This is a genomic window from Dactylosporangium sp. NPDC000555 (assembly GCF_040300025.1).
Lineage (GTDB): Bacteria > Actinomycetota > Actinomycetes > Mycobacteriales > Micromonosporaceae > Dactylosporangium.
Genome location: NZ_JBEPDB010000011.1, coordinates 25,158 through 45,480 on the forward strand (window position 1 = coordinate 25,158; position 20,323 = coordinate 45,480).

The window sequence follows — 20,323 nt, forward strand, 5'->3', positions numbered from 1 at the left end:
GCCTGTCGCGGCCGGCCGCTGGAGCGTCAGTGCGCGACGTGGTCTCGCCACTTGTTGGCCGGGGTGTAGCCCAGGACCTCGCTGGCGCGGTCGATCGACAGCAGGGTCTCGAACTCGCCGAGGTCCTTGCGGATCGGCACGTCCGGGAACACCTCGGCCATGAGGCTCGCCGACGAGCGGTTCATGACTGTGTCGGCGGCGGCGATGACGAACGACTGGGCGCCCTCCATCGGCGCGTCCAGCGAGAGCCGGCAGGCGGCGGCCACGTCGCGGGCGGTCGACGTAGCCCCAGAGGTTTCACTTCCGTGCGTGCATGTCAGCCCAGTGGCCGGGCACCGCAGCGTAGTCGCCGGGGGCGCGGCCCGTCGACGGTGTGCACATTGGACAGGCGCAGGCCCGCGAAGGGGATGCCGCTCCAGCTGGAGATCTCCGGGCGAGGGTCTCGCCGACGACCTTGGACAGGGCGTACGTCGTGGTCGGGTACGGGAAGTGGCCCTCGTCGACCGGTGCGTACCGCGGCGGCGTATCGAACGGCAGGCCGAGGGTCGTCACACGCCAGGAATGCCAGTCGGACGGGCGTGGCGCGTTCACCGTGCTCACCGAGCACGGCATGGCGGATACTGCGGGCGGCCGCGCCGGGACACGTGGCGGCGGTTCCGGGAGCCTTTCATCGACCTGATGACCCGAGGCGCAGGTGCGGGTCCTCGGCGAGATCACCGGGACGGTGCTGGAGCACCTGCGCAAGCATGTGGGCTAGCGGCGGCCGGGAGGCGCTCTTGTCAGCTGCCTCCTCGCTTCACGCGCGATCGTCGCCGTGGGTATGGCTGCGCGGCGCCGGGTTGTGACCCGGTGCGGTACGAATAGCGGATTCAGCTCCTGCTCACGAGTCCTGCGTGGGACGACAGGAACGTCTCCACGGTGTTGGTTCGGACCGCCTCGAGCAGCGCCAGGGTGTTGTCGTCGAGCGCCTCAGCCCCGGGCTGCTCCGACGACTCGTAGAACGTGCCGTTGTTGGACTTGACCGTGAGCAGGTTGTCGCCGCCGATATTCTTCATGGCGAAGATCCAGTCCTGGAGATCGATGCCACCCGAGTCTATGGTCATCGACTGGCCGACTACGTCCAGCACCTTTCTGAGCTTTCCTGGGTCGGTCAGTACGTCCCGGCTCGCGATCTCCTTGAACAGCGCCTTGATGAACTGCTGCTGGTGCCGCTGGCGGTCGTAGTCGCTGTTCGGCAGAGTGTCGCGCTGGCGCACGTAGTCGAGCGCCTGCCACGGCTCGAGATGCTGGTAGCCGACGTGATACGTCTGCGGGGTGACCCCCGAGACCGGGATGAGGTCGGTGCCGCCCGAGCTGTTGAAGCGCTGGGTGTACGGCACCTTCGTCTTGCCCTTGGCGTCGTGGCCGATGTGCACGGACCGGGTCTCCTGATCGACGTACATGTCCACGCCGCCGAGCATGTCGACGACTTTGGTGAAGCCGGTGAAGTCCACGATCGCCGCGGCGTCGAACGAGATGCCCCAGTTCCTTTTGATCGTGTCGGCGAGCAGCGACATGCCGTATCGGCGCTGGTCCTTGCCGGTCAGCTTGATGCCGCCTTCGGCGAACGCGGCGTTGAGCTTGTCGTGGCCACCGTCGTACCTCGACCTGCCGTTGTCGAAACGTGGGATCTCGACCCAGGTGTCGCGCGGGATCGAGATCAGGTACGCCGACCGATGGTCCTCCGGGATGTGCACGACGATGATCGAGTCCGACCGGATCGTGTCCGACGGGTCCTGGTTCGGCCGTGGGTCGATGCCGACCAGGAGAACCGTCTTCGCCCCGCTGATCGTCACGTGGCGGCCCTGCTGCTCGGCGGCGGGGACGATGAGGTTGTCCTGCTGGACGCTGCTCGTCACGTATCCGATGAGCATGCTCTTCGCCACGAACGCGCCGCCCGCCAGCATCATCATGACCGCGCCGACCGCCACCAGCCTATGCGCCCACTTGGGGTCGCGGCCGTTCCTGCCTGATGCCGATCCGGTGCCCCCGGCAATGGTGGCGTCGGGGCCGGCGACGGGCCTGGAGGGCATCGGCCGGCGCGATGTATCGTCGGCCGGCCGATCGGGTTCCTCGTCGAAGGGCTCGTGGCGTCCAAACACGTCTCGTGGCTCCTGTTCGAGGTGCGCTGCGTTCGTTGCTGGTGTGCGGTCCATGTCCGGTCTGCGGCCGCCCGTGCTGGCTCGGGTCCGATGCTGGCTCGGCTCGGTGCTGGCCGTCCGGATGCGTCTGGTGGGTTGGCCGGGTGTGGATCTCGGCGCCCGTCTGGCGTTGACTCGGTCTGGCTCTGGGTCTGTTGGGCGGCGGTTCGGCCCGCCGTCCGGCGGACTATTCGCGGCCGCTGCTCGGCGTCGTCGCCGAGACGTCGGTCTCGGCGTGCCACCCACCGCCGGTCTGTCAGGCGCCGACGGCGATCACGCCGATCACACTGAGCAGGACGACCGCCGCCAGGAACAGCAGCATGCCCTGCTCGCTGTCGAGCTTGGTGAGCTTGCGGGTCGTGGTGGTGGTCGGGGTGGCCATCGTCGCCTCCTGTTGCGGTGTGGTGACTCATACGCTAGGAACACCGCGGACAGGTTTGCTCCCGTCATCGTGCCACGTGCCCGACCTGCTGGAACGGCTCTTCGAACCCTTCGTGGGTTCTACGATCCGAACCGCCGCCGGGTAACGGGTACCGCCTCTGTAGCCGCCCCGGACCGCCTTGCCGGTCCGTGTCTCCGGGCGGCCCCGGGACGCAGTTCGAAACGGCCGGCGGGCTCAGGTCGTCGGGCCGATGCCGGTTGTGGTGCCGCTCCCGACGTCCGCGCTCAACTCCGGAAACACTTTGCCCACCTTTCGCACGAGATATTCACCGTAGACGCCGGCAAAAACCTCAGGTTCTGACAGTCCCACCGCCGGATGCCGGCGGAGCCATCGGTGGCGGCCCGGCCGGGGCAGCGGTGGGACCGACCTCCGCGGTGAAGTCCGGGTCGAAGAAGAGCGGGAACGACAGGCGTTCGTTCCCGCTCGCGTTGCGGACCCGGTGTGGCGTCGAGCGGTACCGCCGTCGGTCGTCCGATCGAGCATGTCGTCGATGTTGCGCATGAAGGTACCGGGCATCGGTGGGGTGTCGAGCCACCTTCCGGGGTGATCGTCCGTGCGGGTGCGATCCGTCGCGGCGCTGGAAGGGTCCCTGGCCAGTGGGCCGATGTGATCGGCGGCCGGGTTCGTCGGACCGGCGTCGACAGAGCCCTCGTCGTCCGGTCCCGCAGATGGATCGCCGGTTGGCCCGCCCGCCGTGGGCCATCGCGATCTCGAGCTTGTCGGCCTCGGGCGGGGGCAAAGAACGCACGGACGCCGCGGTCCAGGCGGGCGATGAGTCCGGGATTGACGCCGTGGCCGGAGACGTAGAAGAACCCGCTGGCCCGGCATGCCGAATCAATCTCGTTTGCGGCTCGTGTGTCCTCGCCGTGTGTCCTCCGCCGTGACGAATCACGTTGGTGACGTCGACGACGGGGAGGTCGGCCTGAGGTGGGCTCACGCTCGGAAGCGTAGGCGTCCGGGTCCGTTGGGTTCCGCGTGCTGTCAACTATGGTTGACGAGGTGTGTGATGTCAACTAAGGTTGACGCATGACGGAGGCAAACGACCTGGCGGCCGCGGCGGCAAGCCCCGACCCGCGCATAGGTCTGCGGGCTGCGGTGGCGCTGCGCCGGCTCGCCGACGCACTGGAGGTCCTGCAGGTCGACAACGCGCGCCTGCAGGGCTGGTCCTGGCAGGAGATCGCCGATGCCCTCGACGTGTCGAGGCAGGCCGTGCACAAGAAGCACGCCGGTCGGGTACCGACGCGGCCGACGGCCACCCCCAATGCGTCGCGAGCCCCTGCGGCTATGGAAGCCGAGGCGCCGACTACCGCAACACCGACCACCACAGCGCCGGGACCGGCGCACATGCCGAAAGGGGAGTATTGATGTTCGAGCGGTTCACCGATCATGCCCGGACCGTCGTGAAGGTCGCGAAGCAGGAGGCCGACGAACTCGGCCATCAGGCGATCGGCACCGAGCACATTGTGTTGGCGCTGCTGCGTGACGACGGCGGAGTCGGGCAGACGGTACTGCGTGCGTGCGGCATCGAGTACGACGAGATCCGGGCCAGGGTCGCCGCCGGAGACGACGCGGCGGCATTGCGCTCCATCGGTATCGATCTCAACGCGGTGCGCGCCAGCGTGGAACAGACCTTCGGGCCGGGTGCTCTGGAACGCGCCGAGCCTGCCGAGCGCGGCGGTTTCCTGTTCCGCCGTTCGAAGCTGCCGACCCGATTCAACAACGGGGCGAAGAAGAGCCTGGAGCTGTCGCTGCGGATCGCGCTGTCGCTCAAGCACAATTACATCGGTACCGAGCACATCCTCCTGGCGGTCCTCAAGGAGGAGCGGGGTTCTGGCGGGCGGCTGCTGCGAGAGCAGGGCATGACCTATGACCGCACGATGGATCTCGTGCTGACCGCATTGAAGAACGCCGCATAAGCGTAAGAACGCGACCCAAAGGCGGCCACTCGAGCGACGGCTGGACGGGCTGGACGGATCGATGATCGTGGTCCGGCCGAGCAGCGCGGAGTCGAGCTGTGGAATGGCCGAGTCCAGGAGCTGGGCGAGGGATCGTCTACGGTTCCGGTATGGAGCGGACCCTTACTTGGCGCGACCTCAACCGGGCGCTGCTTGCCCGCCAGATGCTGCTGGAGCGCGTGTCGCTCGACGTTCCTGAGGTACTGCAGCGGATGGGCGGCCTCCAGGCGCAGTACGCGCCGTCGATGTACATCGGTCTGTGGACCCGCATCGAGGGCTTCGAGCGTGACGAGCTGACCCGGATGCTGGAGCGCCGCGAGGTGATCCAGGCGACCCTCCTGCGTGCCACGATTCACCTGGTGTCCAAGGCCGACTACTGGCCGTTCGAGGTAGGCGTCAGATCGGCGCGCCGAGACCTCTACCTGCGGGTGGCCCGGGACCGGCCAGAGCCCGATGCGATCGACGACGCGGTAGCGCGGTTGCGCGCACTCCTGAGCGAACGCCCGGTGCGCCGGACCGAACTCGACGAGCTGTTCGGGCCACGAATCCGGCAAGCCATAGGCATGTTCCTCGACCTGGTCCGTGTGCCGCCGTCCGGCACCTGGGCGCGGCGCCGGGCCGACCTGTTCGGCGCCGCTGAGGATTGGGTCGGCCCGCCCGACGTGACCGAGGACGACGCGCAGGACCTATTGATCCGGCGGTACCTTGGCGCGTTCGGGCCGGCCCACCGCACCGAGATCGCGGACTGGGTGGGCCTGCCCGTCTCCGTGGTGGCGAAGGTGCTAGCCCGCCACGAGCTGCGCACGTTCCGGGACGAACGCGGCCGGGAACTGGTCGACGTGCCCGACGGCCCGCTGCCGGACCCGGAGACCCCGGCGCCGGTGCGGTTCCTGCCAACCTACGACGCCACGCTGCTCGTCCACGCACGGCGCACGCTGATCCTGCCCGAGGAACACCGCTCGAAGGTGTTCCATGTGCGCATGCCGCAGTCGATCGGCACGTTCCTCGTCGACGGTCAGGTGGCCGGCACCTGGGCGCTGAAGGCCAACCGTGTGGAATGGGACGAGTTCGCGCCGCTGCCGGCACGGATCCGCCGCCAGGTCAACGCGGAGGCCGATCGGCTCACGGCGTTTCACGGTTGACACGCCGCTGTTCGTCCCGCCCGCGTCGCGCCGACCCTGCACGCCCCGGGCCGGACCGATCCGCCGGGGCGTTCGGCGGTGCCACGGGCGCGTCCGTTGTCGCGCTCGGCGCGGTTGACGGCGCCATCGGCGTCGCTCGCGGCCGAGCCGCCGGCGGGCCTGCCGGCGGAAGGGCCGCCGGCGACGGTTCTGTCGGCGATGACGCAACCGCTGGCGACGCGACCGCTGGCGACGCGACCGCTGATGACACGACCTCGGGGGGCACGACCTCGGGGGACACAAAGGTTTGCGAGGCCACCGCTGGTGACTCAAACGCTGACGACACGGCCGGCTGTGACGCAGTCGATGTCGCCACGTCCGGCGCGGACGCTAGCGCCGCCGGTGAGCCCGATGGCCCGGCCGTCGAAACGCCATACCCACGATGTCGTCCCGGCGGCGGGTCCCCGCCTCGACTCCTGGGCGGCGCTCCATCAACCCGCGGCCGGCTGGGCCCGAGCTCGTACCGCCGCCCGTCCGGGCGCATGATCCAGATCCAGCCGCTGCGCGGCTCCCGGAACAGCCGCCAGCCCCGCTCGTGCATGCACATGTGGTGATACCGGCACAACAGCACGAGGTTGTCGACATCGGTCTCGCCGTGGTCCCGGATCCACTCGCGCAGGTGATGGCTGTCGCACCAGTTTGCCGGTATCCGGCAGCCCGGCCATCGGCAGTACGGGTCACGAGCCGCGAGCGCTCGCCGCAGCGGCGGCGGCGTGTTGCGGTATGCGCGGCCGAGCTTCAGGGGTACCCCGTTCTCCGGATGCAGCCACAGCTGCTGCAGCGTGGCATCGCAGCTGAGCCGCGCGGCTAGCGCATCGCTCACCGGCCCCCACCCGGCCATTACCGCGGGCCCGTCGCGTTCGCCACCGTCGGGGCCGTCCGCAACGCCGTCGCCGCTGACGGAGCCGGCGCCGTCCGGGCCGTCGTCGAGAGCTGTCTCCTCCGCATCGGTACCGTCGTGGTCGTGTACCCGCAGATAGCGGTAGACCGGCATCAGTAGTCCGATGCTGGGCCGTCCCCCGGCGACCTCAGGCGTCTGCCCCGAGCGCAGCACGGCGTTGAGCATGTCCGCGGTCGCATCGTGCCGCCGCTGCGCCGGGCTGCGATCGTCCCCCTGACCGGGCGGCTTCGTGAATGCGTCCAGGGCAGTGCCGAACAGCGCACCGGTCTCGGTGTCGAGGACGCCGCGCAGGCGCCACATGTCGCCGAGCCGCGTGAGCGTGACACCCCTCCGCCGGTACTGCTCCTCGGACGGCGTGTTCTTGTCCGCCAGGGCCAGGTCCCGTAGATGGCCGCACGCCTCCTGCAGGTGCTCCGGGTTGGCGTTCCGCGCGAGCTCGACCAGTGTGTGCTCGGCCTGCTCGATGACCTCGTCGCCGACCTCCTCGGCGGTCAGCCCGATCCGGTTGACGTGCTCGGCGCTGACCTCGCCGGCGTCGAACGCCTGCGCGAGCTCGGTGAGCAGCCGGGTGACCTCGGTGGCGCGCATCCGCCCGCTGGCGGCCGGTCCCGACAACCGGCCGAAACCGACCAGCCACTGCTTCGTCGTTCCGAAACCGTCGCGGTGGCTCAGCCGGCGATCGTCGAAGACCCCCACGAACCTGCCGATGACCGCATCGAGCCGATGCTGGCAGCTCAGCAGCGCCAGCAGTGAGTCCCGCACCGCCGCGTCGTCGAGCGTGTCAGGATCGAGCGCGGCGAGCGAAACGAGCGCCTCGGTGAGGGGCTCCACCACCCCCGTCGCATCCACCCCCCGACCGTAACCACCCCCACCCCCAACCCACGCATTCCCGATCTCCTATATCACTCTGAGCGATCCTCCATCTCCCACAAGTGATCGAGCGCGTGCCAGACGAACCGCCGCGCCGCGTACCGCGCCGTCCACCCGTTGCCGGTGAGCGGTTCGCCGTCTCGGGGTTGGCCCAGCGCGGCGATGACGTCCGCACGCAGTGCCTCGATCGCGGCGCGGTCGTCGATCGAGGGCTGCCGGTGCTTGACGCCGATCTTTCTGGCGTACGCGGCATCGGTCCCGACGACGTGGTCGATCATCTTGTCGCGGTCCCGGCCGCCGCCGCGCGGCCCCTTGCGCAGGGACTCGGGCGCGGTGGCGGCGTACGCGTCGAACGCCGCCCACGCGGCTCGCAGCAGCCTCGTGTGCCGGGCGGCGACGGCGGCGGTGACCGGCGTCCCGTCCGCGGCGGGTCGCCCGTCGGGCGCGCCGAACTCGGTGGTCGCCGTCCCGGGCACCCGCTCCACGACGTTCAGCCGGGGAACGGCGGGAAAGCTGAACCCGGCGGCGGTGGCGATCGGCGCGTACCGCGCGCCGTAGACGGCGAGCGCCTCGATCGCCTCCTCCTCGGTCTTGCCGAACCGTCCCCAGCCGGGCCAGTCGAGGCTTCCGGCGAAGACCTTCTTCTTGCCTGTCTCGAGGTAGATGTTGGCCATATTGTGACCTTAAGCCGCATTCCTCGGCGGTGCCGGGCTCCGTACCTACCATGGTTCATATGTCTGAGCTTGTGAGTTATCTTCGCGAGGCCCTGCTTGCCGGTGATGTCGAGACCACCCGGGACTCCAATCACGGCAACGCCGCCGCCTTCGCGGAAGGGCGCGAGGGCTACGTTTTTGGCCTCGTACCGCTCAAGACATGGACGCTTCCGCAGGTGCTCGCGGTCATGGCGGAGCGCGTCGGCATCGACCCGAATCCGGAGCGGTCGACGGGCACCGATGTCATCGACCCTCATAAGACCGTCCGCGCGCTCGAGCGCATGCGCGACCGCTTGCGCTTGGCCGCGCGGCGCCGCGAGCGGGTGGTCGTGGCGACCGGCCACCCGGCCGGCATTATCGAGGTACACCTGGCGATCGCCGCAGCGCTGCGCGCGGCCGGGTGCGAGCTGCTGCAGCCGGCGCCGGGCGCCGTGTTCGACGCCCCGGGCCACTACGCCGGGCGCGAGTTCCCCCTCGCGGTGCGGTACATCGGCGGCGTGGCGGTCGCAGCGGAGCGGGGCATGGCGTTGTGGCACACCCACTCGCCGGACGGCATGCGGGCCATGCTGGCCGAACTCGAGTGGCGTCGTGAGGCACCTCCGGGCCTGGTCGTCGCCGACCACGGCTTCGCCGGCGCGGCCGCGGCCGCCGGGCTCGACGTGGTGTCGTTCGCGGACAGCAACGATCCGGCCCTGTTCATCGGCGAGACTGAGGGCCGGGTATCCGTGACGGTGCCGATCGACGACAACGTCCAGCCGCAGCTGTACGGCCCCGTCAGCGAGTTCCTGCTGGAGGGGGTAGTGCCCGCCTCGTGACCCCCAGCGGGCCTTTCCCGGCAACGGCTACGGCATCGTGCGCTACGCCGCCGGCGTCTCGCACCCCCGGCAACGTCTCGCTGGCCGGTGGCGAAACGCAGGACATCACCACGGCAGCCAACGCGTACGTCGGCGAGACGGTACGCCGCAGCGGCGGCACCACCGGCGTACACAGCGGTACTGGCACGTAGCTCAAGACAGAGCGGGGCGGACGCCGGCACGGAGGATCAGCTCACCTGTGGGGATCGGCGCGGGCGCCGCCCGGTCCCGTTTTTTGTCGTACCCGGATGGCAGAGTTGAGGCATGCGCGTCGGGCTGCTCGGACCACTCACCGTCGAGGTCGACGGCCGGCCGGTCGAGGTCGGTGGGGCCAGGCTGCGCACACTGCTCGTCCGCCTCGTCCTTGAGCCCGGCCGGTTCGTTCCCCTCGACCAGCTCGTCGACGCACTGTGGCCCGACGGCACGCCCGGGGGCGGCTCCGGTGCCCGAGGCGGACAGGCGCCGGTCGATCCCGCCAACGCCGTACAGTCGCTGGTGTCGCGGCTGCGCAAGACGCTCGGTGGCCATCCGGCGCTGGAGTCGGGCCCGGGTGGATACCGGCTCAACATCGCGCCGGGCGACGTAGACGCCTGTCGTTTCGAGCGTCTCGCCGCCGAAGGGCGCCGCGCGCTGCGGGCCGACGACCCACGCAGCGCCACCCGGCTGCTGGGCGAGGCATTGGACCTGTGGCGCGGCCCGGCGCTGGCCGACACCGGCGAGCACGGAGCGGTCGTCGCCCGCTGGGACGAGCTGCGCCTGGCCGCGACCGAGGACCTCATCGAGGCGTCCGGCCTCGTCGCCGAGACCCGGGCCGGGGCCATCGCCGAGCTGCACGAACTCATCGTCGCCAACCCGCTGCGTGAGCGGCTGGTGGCGCTGCTGATCCGAGCCCTGCATGCCGACGGGCGGCAGGCGGAGGCGCTGGCCGCGTTCGAGGAGTGCCGGCTCCGCCTCGCCGACCAACTCGGCGCCGATCCCTCGCCCGAGCTGCGCGACGCGCACACCGCCGTCCTGCGGGCCGATGCCCGCCCGCCCCGCATCGGCAACCTGCGGGCGCCGCTGACCAGCTTCGTCGGGCGTGCCGACGACGTCGAACGGCTGGCCACGCAGGTCGCCGACAGCCGTCTCGTCACGCTTGTCGGCCCCGGCGGGGCCGGCAAGACCCGGCTCGCCACCACGGCCGCCGCGGTGGTGGGGCGCCAGCTGTCCGACGGGGCGTGGCTGGTCGAGCTCGCCCCGGTGGCCAAGGCCGCCGAGGTATCCGCGGTCGTGCTGCGCACGCTGACCGCCGGTGGCCTCGTCCAGCCGGAGAGCGCGATGCGTTCCCGCCGTGTCGACCTCCTGGATCAGCTCGCGGAGGCGTTGACGCTGCCTGGCGTACTGCTGGTGCTGGACAACTGCGAGCACGTCGTGGACGCGGCCGCGAAGCTCAGCGAGGAGCTGCTCGGCCGGTGCCCGAAGCTGCGGATCCTGGCGACCAGCCGGGAGCCGCTGGGCATCCTCGGCGAGACGCTGTTCCCCGTCGGCCCGCTACCCCTTCCCGACCCGCCCGCGCCCGGGCTGCCCCCGCCGCTGGCGTCCCTGCCCGGGCATGACCCGGCAACAACGGGCGACCCGGCAAGTGCGCTCGGCCCGGCGACGACGCGTAACAAGGCGACAACGTTTGACCCGGCGACAACGCATGACCCGGCGGCGGCGCGTGACAGGGCGATGACGGACGGGCCGGAGACGGCACGCGATCAGGCGATGACGGCGGCCCGGGCGAGCGCGTCTCCCGCGGTACAACTGCTGAGGGATCGGGCGGCGGCCGTGCGGCCCGGCTTCAGGGTGACCGACGACAACGTCGGGGCGGTGGTCGAGATCTGTCGCCGGCTCGACGGTCTGCCGCTGGGCATCGAACTCGCCGCGGCCCGGCTGCGTTCGTTCACACCCGAGCAGCTCGCCGCGCGCCTCGACGACCGGTTCCGGCTGCTCACCGGCGGCAGCCGGACGGCCTTGCCACGGCACCGCACCCTGCACGCGGTGGTGGCGTGGAGCTGGGACCTGCTCGGCCCGCAGGAGCGGGAGTTCGCCGAGTCGCTCGCGGTGTTCCCGGGCACGTTCGACGCGGACGCCGCGGCGGCGGTCAGCGGCGCCGCCGACCCCGAGGCGCTGCTCGACGTCCTCGTCGACCGGTCGCTGCTGCAGGTGGCCGGAGGCGGCCGGGTGCGGTATCGCATGCTCGAGACGATCCGCGAGTTCGCACTGGAGGAGCTCGGCCGCCGCGGGGGAGCGAACCCGGCCAGAGCCGCGCACGCCGCCTATTTCCTGGCCCTGATGGAGGAAGCGGAGCCGCACCTGCGCACCGGGGCGCAGCTGGAGTGGCTCGACCGGCTGCGCCCCGACCGGGACAACCTGCACGCCGCGGTGGCGCACGTCTGCGACGCCGGCGACGCACTGAGCGCGTTCCGGCTCGGCGCCGCCAGCGGCTGGCTCTGGACGTTCGAGGACAACCCCGCCGAGGCGGCGCTGTGGCTGAGGCGTGTCCTCGCCGTGGCGGACAGCGGGCCGGATCCGGTGCCGGCGGACCTGCGGCTCGTGGTTACGTCGATGTATGTCGTGAACAGCGGGTTCGCGGGCGACTTCCAGGTCGCTCCCGAGCTGCTGGACGAGCTCCTCTCGCTCGCCGCCGCCGTGCCGCCGGGCGGGCACCCGTTCGTGGAGCTCATCGAGCCGGTGGTGCTGCTGTTCCAGGACGACAGCGAGCGCGGCGGCGAGGTCATCCGGCGCCGTCTCGACGGCTCGGTCGACCCCTGGACGCGGGCGATGCTGCTGTCGATCCTCGGCCTCCTCCACGAGAACGATGGCGACATCGACGGTATGGTTCGCGAGCTCAACGCCGCCGTGGCGCAGTTCCGCCGGGTCGGGGAGCGCTGGGGTCTGGCGATGACACTCGCGTCCGTCGCCGACGCCTGCACCCGCCGGGGCGATTTCGCGGCCGCGATCACGCACCTGGAGGAGTCGATCGAGCTGCACTCGCAGCTCGGCGTGCACTCCAGCGGTGCGTATCTGCGGATCAGCATGGCGGCGCTGCGCCGGCACACCGACGGACCGCAGGTGGCGCGGGCGCTGCTGCGCGCGTTCGTCGAGGACGCCCGGCAGCCGGCCCGTGACGTCTCGCGCGCGATGCTGGAGCTCGGCCATCTCACCCGGGCCGAGGGCGACATCGACGAGGCCGACCGGCTCTACCTCGAGGCGTGGCGGCTGCAGCAGCAGTCGCTGTTGGTCGCCCCGCAGTACAAGGCGATCGTGCTGGCGGCGCGCGCCGAGGTCGATGTGGCTCGCGGCGAGCACGACCTGGCGCGGGCACGGCTGGCCGAAGCGCTCGACCTGGCGCTGGCGGCCCGGGACATGCCGGTCGTGGGCCGGCTCGCGGTCACCTTCGCCGGTCTCGTCCGGGCGCTCGGCGACCACGTGCGGGCCGCGGAGCTGCTCGGTGCGGCCGAGCGGCTGGCCGGCACCCGCGACGCGGCAAACGCCGACTGGACCGACCGCCTGGCCCAGCTGCGGGCCGACCTTGGCGCCGCCGCCTTCGACACGGCCCTGGCCCGCGGCATGAGCATGCCGCGGGCCGAGGCTCTGGAGCTGATCATACCCAGACCATCACGCCGGCCGATGGCCGGCCCTGTCGTCAGGCCTTGCGGCGATAGGCGCGCACCGCGAGCGGCGCGAACACCAGCAGGACCACCACGGACCAGATGAGCGTCTTCAGCACCGGCTCGAACACCGGCGCGTTGCCGACCATCAGCCCCCGCGCTGCCCCCATCGCGTCGGCGACCGGGTTGATCTTCACCCACGCCTGCAGCCACCCGGGCAGCGTGTCCGTCGGCACGAGCACGTTGGTGCCGAACGTCAGCGGGAACATGATCACGAAGCCGAGGCCCTGCACCGCGCCCGGCTCCCGGACGATCATGCCGAGCAGCACGAACATCCAGCTGAAGCAGAACGCCATGAACATGACCAGCAGGCAGGCGGCGACCGCCTCCGGCACCGAGGTGCCGATCCGGAAGCCCAGCAGGTACCCGAAGCCGACCATCACCACGATCGACACCACGAACCGGATCATGTCGCCGAGCACCCCGCCGATCAGCGGCGCGGACCGTCCGATGGGCAGGCTGCGGAACCGATCGAAGACCCCCGTCTTGATGTCGGTGTTGAGGCTCACGCCGGTCGGCGCCGACGCGAACAGCACGTTCTGCACCATCAGCGCCGGCAGCAGGAACTGCAGGTAGTCGTGGCGTGACCCGGCGATGGCCCCGCCGAGGAGGTACACGAACATCACGATGAAGATGATCGGCTGCAGCGTGACGTCGAGCAGTTGCTCCGGCGTGCGCATCGTCTTGATGAGGCTGCGCCGTGCCATGACGAGGCTGTGCCGCACCAGCCCGAACGGGCGCGCCGGGACGGCCGCGATGAACTGCGTGCCGTCGGCCGAGGCCTCGCGTGTGGTCGTGGTCGTCATGCCGCCACCTCCTGCCGTTCGCGGGTCAGCGTGAAGAACACCTCGTCGAGGCTGGGCAGGTGCAGCGACAGCTCGATGACGCTGATGCCCGCCTCGTCGAGCAGGCGTACGACGGCCGTCATCGCGCTGTCGCTCGCGACCGGAACCGACATCACCCCGCGCCCGTGCGACTCCGGCTCATTGCCGGACACCTTCGCCAGGATCGTCGCGACCGCGTCCAGGTGCGCCGGATCGGCCGGCCGCACGCTGATCGTCTGACCGCCGACGATGTGCTTGAGCTGCGCCGGCGTGCCGTGCGCGATGACCTTGCCGTGGTTGATCACCGAGATGTTGTCGGCGAGCGCGTCGGCCTCCTCGAGGTACTGCGTGGTCAGCAGCACCGTCGTGCCCTCCTGCACCTGGGCGCGCACCATGTTCCACACGTCCTCGCGCTTGGCCGGGTCCAGGCCCGTCGTGGGCTCGTCGAGGTAGACCACGGCAGGCCGGCCGACGAGGCTCGCGGCCAGGTCGAGGCGGCGGCGCATGCCGCCGGAGTACGTCTTCGCCGGCCGGTTCGCCGCCTCGCTCAGGTCGAACTCGGCGAGCAGCTGCGCGGCCCGCGCCTTCGCCTCCTTCGCTCGCAGGTCGAGCAGCTGGCCGATGAGGACGAGGTTCTCGGTGCCGGTCAGGTCCTCGTCGACCGACGCGAACTGCCCGGTCAGCCCGCTGATGCGGCGCACCGCCGCCGGCTGGCGCAGGACGTCGTACCCCCCGACGACCGCCCGCCCCTCGTCGGGGCGCAGCAGCGTGGCCAGGATGCGTACCGCGGTCGTCTTGCCGGCGCCGTTCGGGCCGAGGACGCCGAGTACCGTCCCCGGCTCGGCGGCCAGGTCCACCCCGGCCAGCGCGGTGGTCTTGCCGAAGCGCTTGACCAGGCCGGTCGCCTGGAAAGCGAAGCTCATGGCGTGTCCCCCTGTGAATGTCCTTCCTACGTAGTGCAGCATGCCCGGCGCCGCTGTCAAACCACGCACATCGCCCTGTCATTCGCTGACCGGCCGCTGTCCCACCCGACGACCGCCCGCTTCCCGTATCGTGGACGCAAGTTGACGATGTCGCGAGCGGCTCGGCAACATCGACTCCATGGGGCGTGAAGGCGCGCTGCTGACCCAATGTCTGGTGGTCGACCTGGTTCGACACGCCAGCGCGCGCTGTACCCGCTAGAGCTCCCGCTCGCGGCGCCGTTCCGTTTCACCCGATTTCTGTGGCCGTGGCTTCGCCCACGGAGCCGCATTCTCTGCTTTAATTCCTATCTAGTACGTGCGAATAATGGAGAACATGCCCATGTCTGTCGTCACCACCGTCACCCGCGCGACGGACCTGTTGTCGCTCGCCCGCGCTTACGCCGCAGCCCCCGACGACTGGCCGTTCGCGCCCCGCTTCGATCCCGCGCGGCGCTGGTACGGCCGCCTCGCCCTCGCCGACGACCACGAGGTCTGGCTGCTCACCTGGCTGCCTGGGCAGGCCACCGACCTGCACGACCACGGCGGCTCCGCCGGCGCGTTCACCGTCTTCTCCGGCGCGGTCGTCGAGCAGACCGTGCACGGCGGTGAGCTGGCGAACACGGTCCACGCCACGGGCGAGGGCCGCCGCTTCGGCGCCCACCACGTCCACCGCATCGTCAACAACGGCACCCGCCCGGCTGTTACCGTGCACGTGTACGGTCCGGCGCTGACCGCGATGACGAGGTACCGGCTGCACGACGGCCGGCTCAGCGTCGAGTCGGTGACGAGGGCGGGGGCGGACTGGTGACAGTACCCACCACCGAGCCGGCCGCCGAGCGGGCGACCCGTCGCGACCCGGGCCGGGGCATCGACGCCATCCTGGCGGAGGCACGTGCCCGGCTCCACCGCCTCGACGCGGACCAGGCCCGCCTCGCCGCCGCGGAGGGAGCCGTGCTCGTCGACATCCGCCCCGCCGCGCAGCGTTCCGCCGAGGGGGAGATCCCGGGCGCGCTCGTCGTCGAGCGCAACGTCCTGGAGTGGCGCTTCGACCCGCGCAGCGACGCGCGGCTGGACATCGCCGACCGGTACGACCTGCCGGTCGTGGTCTTCTGCTCCGAGGGCTACACCTCGTCGCTGGCGGCGGCCTCGCTGCAGGATCTCGGCCTGTACCGGGCGACCGACCTGGCCGGCGGCTTCCATGCGTGGAAGGCGGCCGGGCACCCGGTCACCGCGGGAGTGACTAAGCGGGAGTGACTAACCTGAGAGGGTGAAGCTCAAGCTCGACCTCCACGACATCTTCAACCGCAGCGGCGACATCGACCGCGCCCTGCGCGGGATCATCGACGAAGCGGTGGCCAAGCGGGCCACCCTCGTCGAGATCATTCCCGGCAAGGGGTCGGGCGCCCTGAAGAAGCGGGTGCTGCGCTTCCTCGATCAGCGCGAGATCAAGGCGCTGTATCACCGCATCGAGAAGGACTCCGACAACTTCGGCCGCCTGTTCGTGCACTTCCGCTGGAACGAGTCCTCGGGCCGCCGTCGCTGATTTCGCAGTTGTACCTCATGTGCCCCGCCCGGCGCCGCGCGCGCCCCGAGGGCGGGATTTTCCTGCGGCCTCGATCGGCATAGAGCGCGCCGGCCCGGGGCCTAGGTCCGGGTCTGGGTCCCGTTAGCACGGCATCGGCCGGCGGTCAGAACGCGTCGGCGGCGTCGGCGAGGTGGCAGACCGCTACCAGCCGCAGCACGGTCCAGTCGGCGTCCGACCAGTCCACGCTCTCCGGCGTCGGCAGCGGACGGCCGTGGCGCTCGTGCGCGGCGATGACCGACCGGGCGTACGAGGCCAGGGAGATCGGGTCGATCGCCTTCCCGGCCGCGATCAGGCTCTCCCGGACCGCTGCGGCGTGCTGGTCGACCCGCGCGAGCAGGAACGGCTGTGCCAGGGCCTCGACCAGCCCGTCCACGCCGATCATGGCCATGACCTGGTCGAGGTGGAACCGGGCGTCGAGCTCGGCGGTCGCCAGGTACCCGGCGTCGAAGGCCACCGGGACGGCGGGGGTGAGTTCGTTGTTCATGGACGATGACGCTAGGCAGTCCGAGGCCCGATTTGGTCGTCAACAACCGACCGGCACCCGTTCATGAACCGGAGCACTCCGTTCGGACAACGTCACGCTCCGAAATCGGTCCGCCCCGCCGGCCGGGAAATGTCGGGGGTGGCGTGCAGAATGTCCTCACCGCGCGCCGGGCCACCCCGCCGGCACCCCGCTCAGGAGGACCGAAGACCGTGTCCGACCACACCCCCGACAGCGACTCGGGCAAATCCCCAGCCCCCGAACCGTCCGCCGGCTCGCCCATCGGTTCCGGCCACGGCCAGGGCGGCGAGCGCACCGCCGCGTTCCCGAGATCGTCGACCGGTCCTGAGGAACATCCCGGCGGCGGGGCTGCTGCCGACCGTGGCTTCGCAACCCCGCCACGGCGTCCGCTCGTGGCCGCCGCGGCTCTTGTCGTCCTGGCGCTGATGGCCGCGCTCGGCATCGCCGACGTGCAGCCGCCCTCGCCTCGTCCCGCCTCGGCCCCTGCCGGCGAGTTCTCCGCCGGCCGCGCCTTCGAGCATGTGCGGCACATCGGGCAGGAGGTGCACGTCACGGGCAGCCCGGCGGCCGACCGGGTGCGGCACTATCTCATCGACGCCCTCACCGGCTACGGGCTGCACCCCGAGGTCCAGGACACGGTCGGGGTCAACGCCGGCAAGTTCGGCGAGGGCGCCATGGCGCACGTGCGCAACGTCGTCGCGGTGCTGCCCGGCACCTCGTCCACCGGCCAGGTCGTCCTCATGGCGCACTACGACTCCGTCCAGGTCAGCTACGGCGCCAACGACGACGGCGCGGGCACCAGCACCCTGCTCGAGGTCGCCCGCGCCCTCACCGCAGGTGGCGGCGCGCGCCCGCGCAACGACATCGTCTTCCTGTTCACCGACGCCGAGGAGGCGTGCCTCTGCGGCGCCGAGGCGTTCGTCAGCCGGCACCCGCTCGGCCAGAAGCAGTCGGTGGTACTCAACTTCGAGGCCCGCGGCAGCAGCGGCCCCGCGGTGATGTTCCAGACCTCGGACGGCAACGCCGACCTCATCGACGTCTACGCCCGCACGCCGCACCCGGTCGGCACCAGCCTCGCCGTCGAGGTCTACCGGCTGCTGTCCAACGACACCGACTTCACGCCGTTCCTCGCGCAGAGCCGCTTCACCGGTCTCAACACCGCGTACATCGACGGATCCTCGGTCTACCACAGCCCGTTCGACCGGCCCTCGACGATGGACAAGGCGAGCCTGCAGCACCACGGCGACAACGCCCTCGCGCTTGCCCGCGAGTTCGGCCGGGCCGACCTGCCGCCGCTGATGAAACCCGCCTCCGGCGACGCGGTGTACTTTCCGTTCGCCGGTCTGCTGGTCCGGTACCCGGCGGCGCTGACCTGGCCGATCGCCGTCCTCGCCCTGCTCGCCGTCGCCGCGCTGGTGTTCCTCGCCCGGCGTCGCGGCCTGACCTCCGTCCCGCGTACGCTCGCCGGGCTGGGCCTGGCCCTGGTCCCGCTGATCGCGGTCGCGGTCGCCGCCCAGGTGCTGTGGGCGCTGCTCGTCACGATCCGCCCCGGCTACGGCGAACTGCTCGACCCGGCCCGCCCGACCTGGTTCCGCTTCGGCGTCGTCGCGCTGACAGCGGCGATCCTGCTGTGCTGGTACGCGCTGAGCCGCCGCCGGTTGGGTCCCGTGCCGCTGGCGACCGGCGGCCTGGCCCTGCTGGCGCTGCTCGGCGCGCTCTTCGCAGCGGCCATCCCCGGCGGCTCGTATCTGGTCGCCATCCCCGCCCTGGTCGGTGCCCTGGCCGGCATCGGCGCCCTCTACGCGCGTCCCGCCCTGGCCAAGGTCGCCGTCCTCACCGCCGGCGCCGCCGTGGCCACGCTCATCCTGGCGCCGACCGTGGCCCTGTTCTTCCCGGCGCTGGGCCTGGCCACCGGCGCCGCCGCGGCGGTGTTCGCGATGCTGCTGGGCCTGGCGGCGCTGCCGGTGCCGGAGCTGTTGTTCCGCCCGCCGCTCGCGGCGCGTCACCGCCGCCTCGGCGCCGCACCCGCGGCCGCGGCCCTGGCGGTGTCGCTGATCTGCACCACGACCGGCATGGTCGTCGACGACTGGGACACCGGCCACCCCGAGCCGACCCACCTCATGTACGCGCTGGACCGCGACACCGGCACCGCCGAGTGGGTCAGCCTGGAGCGGTCCCCGGGCGGCTGGACGTCGGGCTACGTGCGCAACCGGCAGGAGCTCAACCGGCTGTTCCCGGTCCTGCCCGAGGGCATGCTCTCAGTCGGCCCCGCCCGGCCCGCCGATCTGCCCGCCCCCGAGGCGACGATCCTGTCCGACGACACGTCGGGCGACCAGCGCACCCTGCACCTGCGCATCACCTCGAAGCGCCAGGTCCGCTTCCTGTCCTTCTACGGCGAGGTCGGCGACCACCGCGTCGTCTCGGCCACCGTCGAGGGCCGGGAAGCCACCACATATGTCACCGAGCAGAACCGCTTCGGCGTCGTCTTCCACGGCCCGTCGTCCGGGGGCTTGGAGGTCACCCTGGTCCTGAATGGCGCCGGCCCGTTCAAGCTCCGGCTGGTCGACGGCAGCGATGGCCTGGATGGCCTGCCCGGCTTCACCCCGCGGCCGCCCACGGTGGGTGTCTTCGGCAGCCACTCCAGCGAGCTCCTGGCCGTGGCCGCCACCCAGACCCTCTAGCCACGGAGCCGCCGAACTCCTGAGCCGACCGAGCCAGTATTCGTCCGCACCCACCCGACGGCAGAACGGGGCCTTCCGTTCCGAACTGGGAAGGTCCCGACGCCAAGGCCCGGAACCTGAAGGCGCCGAACCTGAAGGCCCGAACCTGAAGACGCCGCGCGGCGCCGGCAAGAGCGGATGCTCCGGACCAGAAGATCCATAACGGAAGACGCGGAACGAACGGCGCGAGAGGAGGCAAGCGGGAACGCGGGAAGCGAAGTTATCCACAGGAAGAAATTTTGGTGGCGGTACGTCGTGTGCCGTTCTTATCGTCGAAGGCATGACGGTCGATGTGGCGATGCCGTCGGCGTTCACCGTCGACGACCTGTGGCGGGTGCCGACCGCTGTGGCGCGCCGGGCCGGCCGGGCGGCGCTGGACGCCCAGCGCGCACTGACCGCGATCCTTGAACGCGTGGAGGTCCCTGTCCTGCTCCGCGACGACGGCCGCCTCACGTTCTTCCCGCACGACCCGACGGACGTGGCAGCGATCCGCGCCGCCCAGTCCGCGGCCCGAACGGTCCACGCCCACCTGCTCGGCGTCCTGCGCACCCCACGCGCCCCTGACCGACCCACCCGCTCCGGCCCGATCCCAACTCCTTGAGGACCTCGGCGGCGTGATGCCCTGACCGACCGTCTCCGTGCGCAGCCTGACTTCGTCCCTCCTCGGCCCCGCACCCGGGGGTGCGCGCGAGGGGATACCCCGGCGTGGTGTCGCTCGACGACGGCGCCCCCACTCGCGAGGTGTAGGTCCCGGTCAGCGACTGACGCCTGAGTGGTGCGGCCGGCTGGTGGCTTGTGCCGTCAGCCTGCGGCCACATCTGCTCCTGCGGCCACGTCTGCTGCCGCGGCTGCTTCTGCTCCAGCGGCGGTCTCTGTCCCGGCGGCGACACCCGGACCCGGTAGCGACCTCCGCCCCGGGCGCGGCTTCCGGCGTATTCG

Annotated in this window: 19 protein-coding genes and 2 pseudogenes; 11 read left to right on the plus strand and 10 right to left on the minus strand. The window is 71.2% G+C overall.

The features are described from left to right. Positions 1-26 precede the first annotated feature (26 nt). From ABT297_RS09750 to ABT297_RS09770, 5 genes are all read right to left on the minus strand, one after another. Entirely contained in the window at positions 27-266 is a 240-nt protein-coding gene (locus ABT297_RS09750; RefSeq protein WP_350546819.1) for an NAD-dependent epimerase/dehydratase family protein, read from the minus strand. A gap of 31 nt (positions 267-297) precedes the next feature. Next, positions 298-600: a hypothetical protein gene (locus tag ABT297_RS09755; protein WP_350546821.1), complete on the minus strand. Its 303-nt coding sequence runs from the start codon at positions 598-600 to the stop codon at positions 298-300. A gap of 269 nt (positions 601-869) precedes the next feature. Continuing rightward, positions 870-2,072 (minus strand): LCP family protein, encoded by a 1,203-nt coding sequence (locus ABT297_RS09760; RefSeq protein ID WP_350546823.1) that lies wholly within the window; start codon positions 2,070-2,072, stop codon positions 870-872. 364 nt (positions 2,073-2,436) lie between these two features. Next, complete coding sequence (locus tag ABT297_RS09765; RefSeq protein WP_350546825.1) at positions 2,437-2,562, minus strand: hypothetical protein; 126 nt, start codon at positions 2,560-2,562, stop codon at positions 2,437-2,439. Between the two features lie 284 nt (positions 2,563-2,846). Next, entirely contained in the window at positions 2,847-3,635 is a 789-nt protein-coding gene (locus ABT297_RS09770; protein ID WP_350546826.1) for a 2-oxoglutarate and iron-dependent oxygenase domain-containing protein, read from the minus strand. A 13-nt stretch (positions 3,636-3,648) separates the two neighbouring features. Between ABT297_RS09770 and ABT297_RS09775 the strand changes: the two are divergent. From ABT297_RS09775 to ABT297_RS09785, 3 genes and pseudogenes are all read left to right on the plus strand, one after another. Continuing rightward, positions 3,649-3,855: pseudogene (locus tag ABT297_RS09775) on the plus strand (helix-turn-helix domain-containing protein); the annotation flags it as partial. A 131-nt stretch (positions 3,856-3,986) separates the two neighbouring features. Beyond that, positions 3,987-4,538 carry a Clp protease N-terminal domain-containing protein gene (locus ABT297_RS09780; protein WP_350546828.1) on the plus strand — a complete coding sequence of 184 codons (552 nt, stop codon included), beginning with the start codon at positions 3,987-3,989 and terminating at the stop codon, positions 4,536-4,538. 149 nt (positions 4,539-4,687) lie between these two features. Then, positions 4,688-5,719 carry a winged helix DNA-binding domain-containing protein gene (locus ABT297_RS09785; RefSeq protein WP_350546830.1) on the plus strand — a complete coding sequence of 344 codons (1,032 nt, stop codon included), beginning with the start codon at positions 4,688-4,690 and terminating at the stop codon, positions 5,717-5,719. Here the strand turns inward: ABT297_RS09785 and ABT297_RS09790 are convergent. Further along, entirely contained in the window at positions 5,700-7,508 is a 1,809-nt protein-coding gene (locus ABT297_RS09790) for an HNH endonuclease signature motif containing protein (RefSeq protein ID WP_350546833.1), read from the minus strand. The genes ABT297_RS09785 and ABT297_RS09790 overlap by 20 nt on opposite strands. 53 nt (positions 7,509-7,561) lie before the next feature. Further along, complete coding sequence (locus tag ABT297_RS09795) at positions 7,562-8,203, minus strand: hypothetical protein (RefSeq protein WP_350546836.1); 642 nt, start codon at positions 8,201-8,203, stop codon at positions 7,562-7,564. Between the two features lie 59 nt (positions 8,204-8,262). Here ABT297_RS09795 and ABT297_RS09800 point away from each other — a divergent pair, with 59 nt between their 5' ends. The 3 genes and pseudogenes from ABT297_RS09800 (at position 8,263) to ABT297_RS09810 (ending at position 12,837) form a co-directional block, all read left to right on the plus strand. After that, positions 8,263-9,057 carry a phosphatase gene (locus ABT297_RS09800; protein WP_350546839.1) on the plus strand — a complete coding sequence of 265 codons (795 nt, stop codon included), beginning with the start codon at positions 8,263-8,265 and terminating at the stop codon, positions 9,055-9,057. A gap of 10 nt (positions 9,058-9,067) precedes the next feature. Then, positions 9,068-9,245 (plus strand): annotated as a pseudogene (locus tag ABT297_RS09805) (S1 family peptidase); the annotation flags it as partial. A gap of 115 nt (positions 9,246-9,360) precedes the next feature. After that, on the plus strand, positions 9,361-12,837 hold the full coding sequence (locus ABT297_RS09810; RefSeq protein WP_350546842.1) for an AfsR/SARP family transcriptional regulator: 3,477 nt from the start codon (positions 9,361-9,363) through the stop codon (positions 12,835-12,837). Here ABT297_RS09810 and ABT297_RS09815 read toward each other — a convergent pair. Further along, positions 12,767-13,597, minus strand: a complete 831-nt coding sequence (locus ABT297_RS09815) for an ABC transporter permease (RefSeq protein ID WP_350546845.1) — start codon at positions 13,595-13,597, stop codon at positions 12,767-12,769. The genes ABT297_RS09810 and ABT297_RS09815 overlap by 71 nt on opposite strands. Next, the gene (locus tag ABT297_RS09820; protein WP_350546847.1) at positions 13,594-14,538 is read right to left on the minus strand and encodes an ATP-binding cassette domain-containing protein; all 945 of its coding nucleotides are present in this window, start codon (positions 14,536-14,538) and stop codon (positions 13,594-13,596) included. The genes ABT297_RS09815 and ABT297_RS09820 overlap by 4 nt, the downstream gene beginning before the upstream one ends. 373 nt (positions 14,539-14,911) lie before the next feature. On the opposite strand from ABT297_RS09820, the gene ABT297_RS09825 reads away from it, so the two are divergent. Genes ABT297_RS09825 through ABT297_RS09835 form a run of 3 tightly spaced genes read left to right on the plus strand, consistent with a single transcriptional unit; the run spans position 14,912 to position 16,120 of the window. Further along, entirely contained in the window at positions 14,912-15,385 is a 474-nt protein-coding gene (locus tag ABT297_RS09825) for a cysteine dioxygenase (protein WP_350546849.1), read from the plus strand. After that, entirely contained in the window at positions 15,382-15,831 is a 450-nt protein-coding gene (locus ABT297_RS09830; RefSeq protein WP_350546852.1) for a rhodanese-like domain-containing protein, read from the plus strand. The genes ABT297_RS09825 and ABT297_RS09830 overlap by 4 nt, the downstream gene beginning before the upstream one ends. A gap of 13 nt (positions 15,832-15,844) precedes the next feature. After that, entirely contained in the window at positions 15,845-16,120 is a 276-nt protein-coding gene (locus tag ABT297_RS09835) for a Smr/MutS family protein (protein ID WP_350546855.1), read from the plus strand. A 145-nt stretch (positions 16,121-16,265) separates the two neighbouring features. Here ABT297_RS09835 and ABT297_RS09840 read toward each other — a convergent pair whose 3' ends face one another. Continuing rightward, positions 16,266-16,646: a DUF6401 family natural product biosynthesis protein gene (locus ABT297_RS09840; protein ID WP_350546857.1), complete on the minus strand. Its 381-nt coding sequence runs from the start codon at positions 16,644-16,646 to the stop codon at positions 16,266-16,268. 209 nt (positions 16,647-16,855) lie between these two features. Here ABT297_RS09840 and ABT297_RS09845 point away from each other — a divergent pair, with 209 nt between their 5' ends. Both ABT297_RS09845 and ABT297_RS09850 read left to right on the plus strand, forming a co-directional pair. Then, positions 16,856-19,345, plus strand: a complete 2,490-nt coding sequence (locus ABT297_RS09845; RefSeq protein WP_350546859.1) for a M28 family peptidase — start codon at positions 16,856-16,858, stop codon at positions 19,343-19,345. A 319-nt stretch (positions 19,346-19,664) separates the two neighbouring features. Then, positions 19,665-19,985, plus strand: coding sequence for a hypothetical protein (locus ABT297_RS09850; protein ID WP_350546861.1), 321 nt, complete (start codon positions 19,665-19,667; stop codon positions 19,983-19,985). The last annotated feature ends 338 nt before the right edge of the window (positions 19,986-20,323 follow it).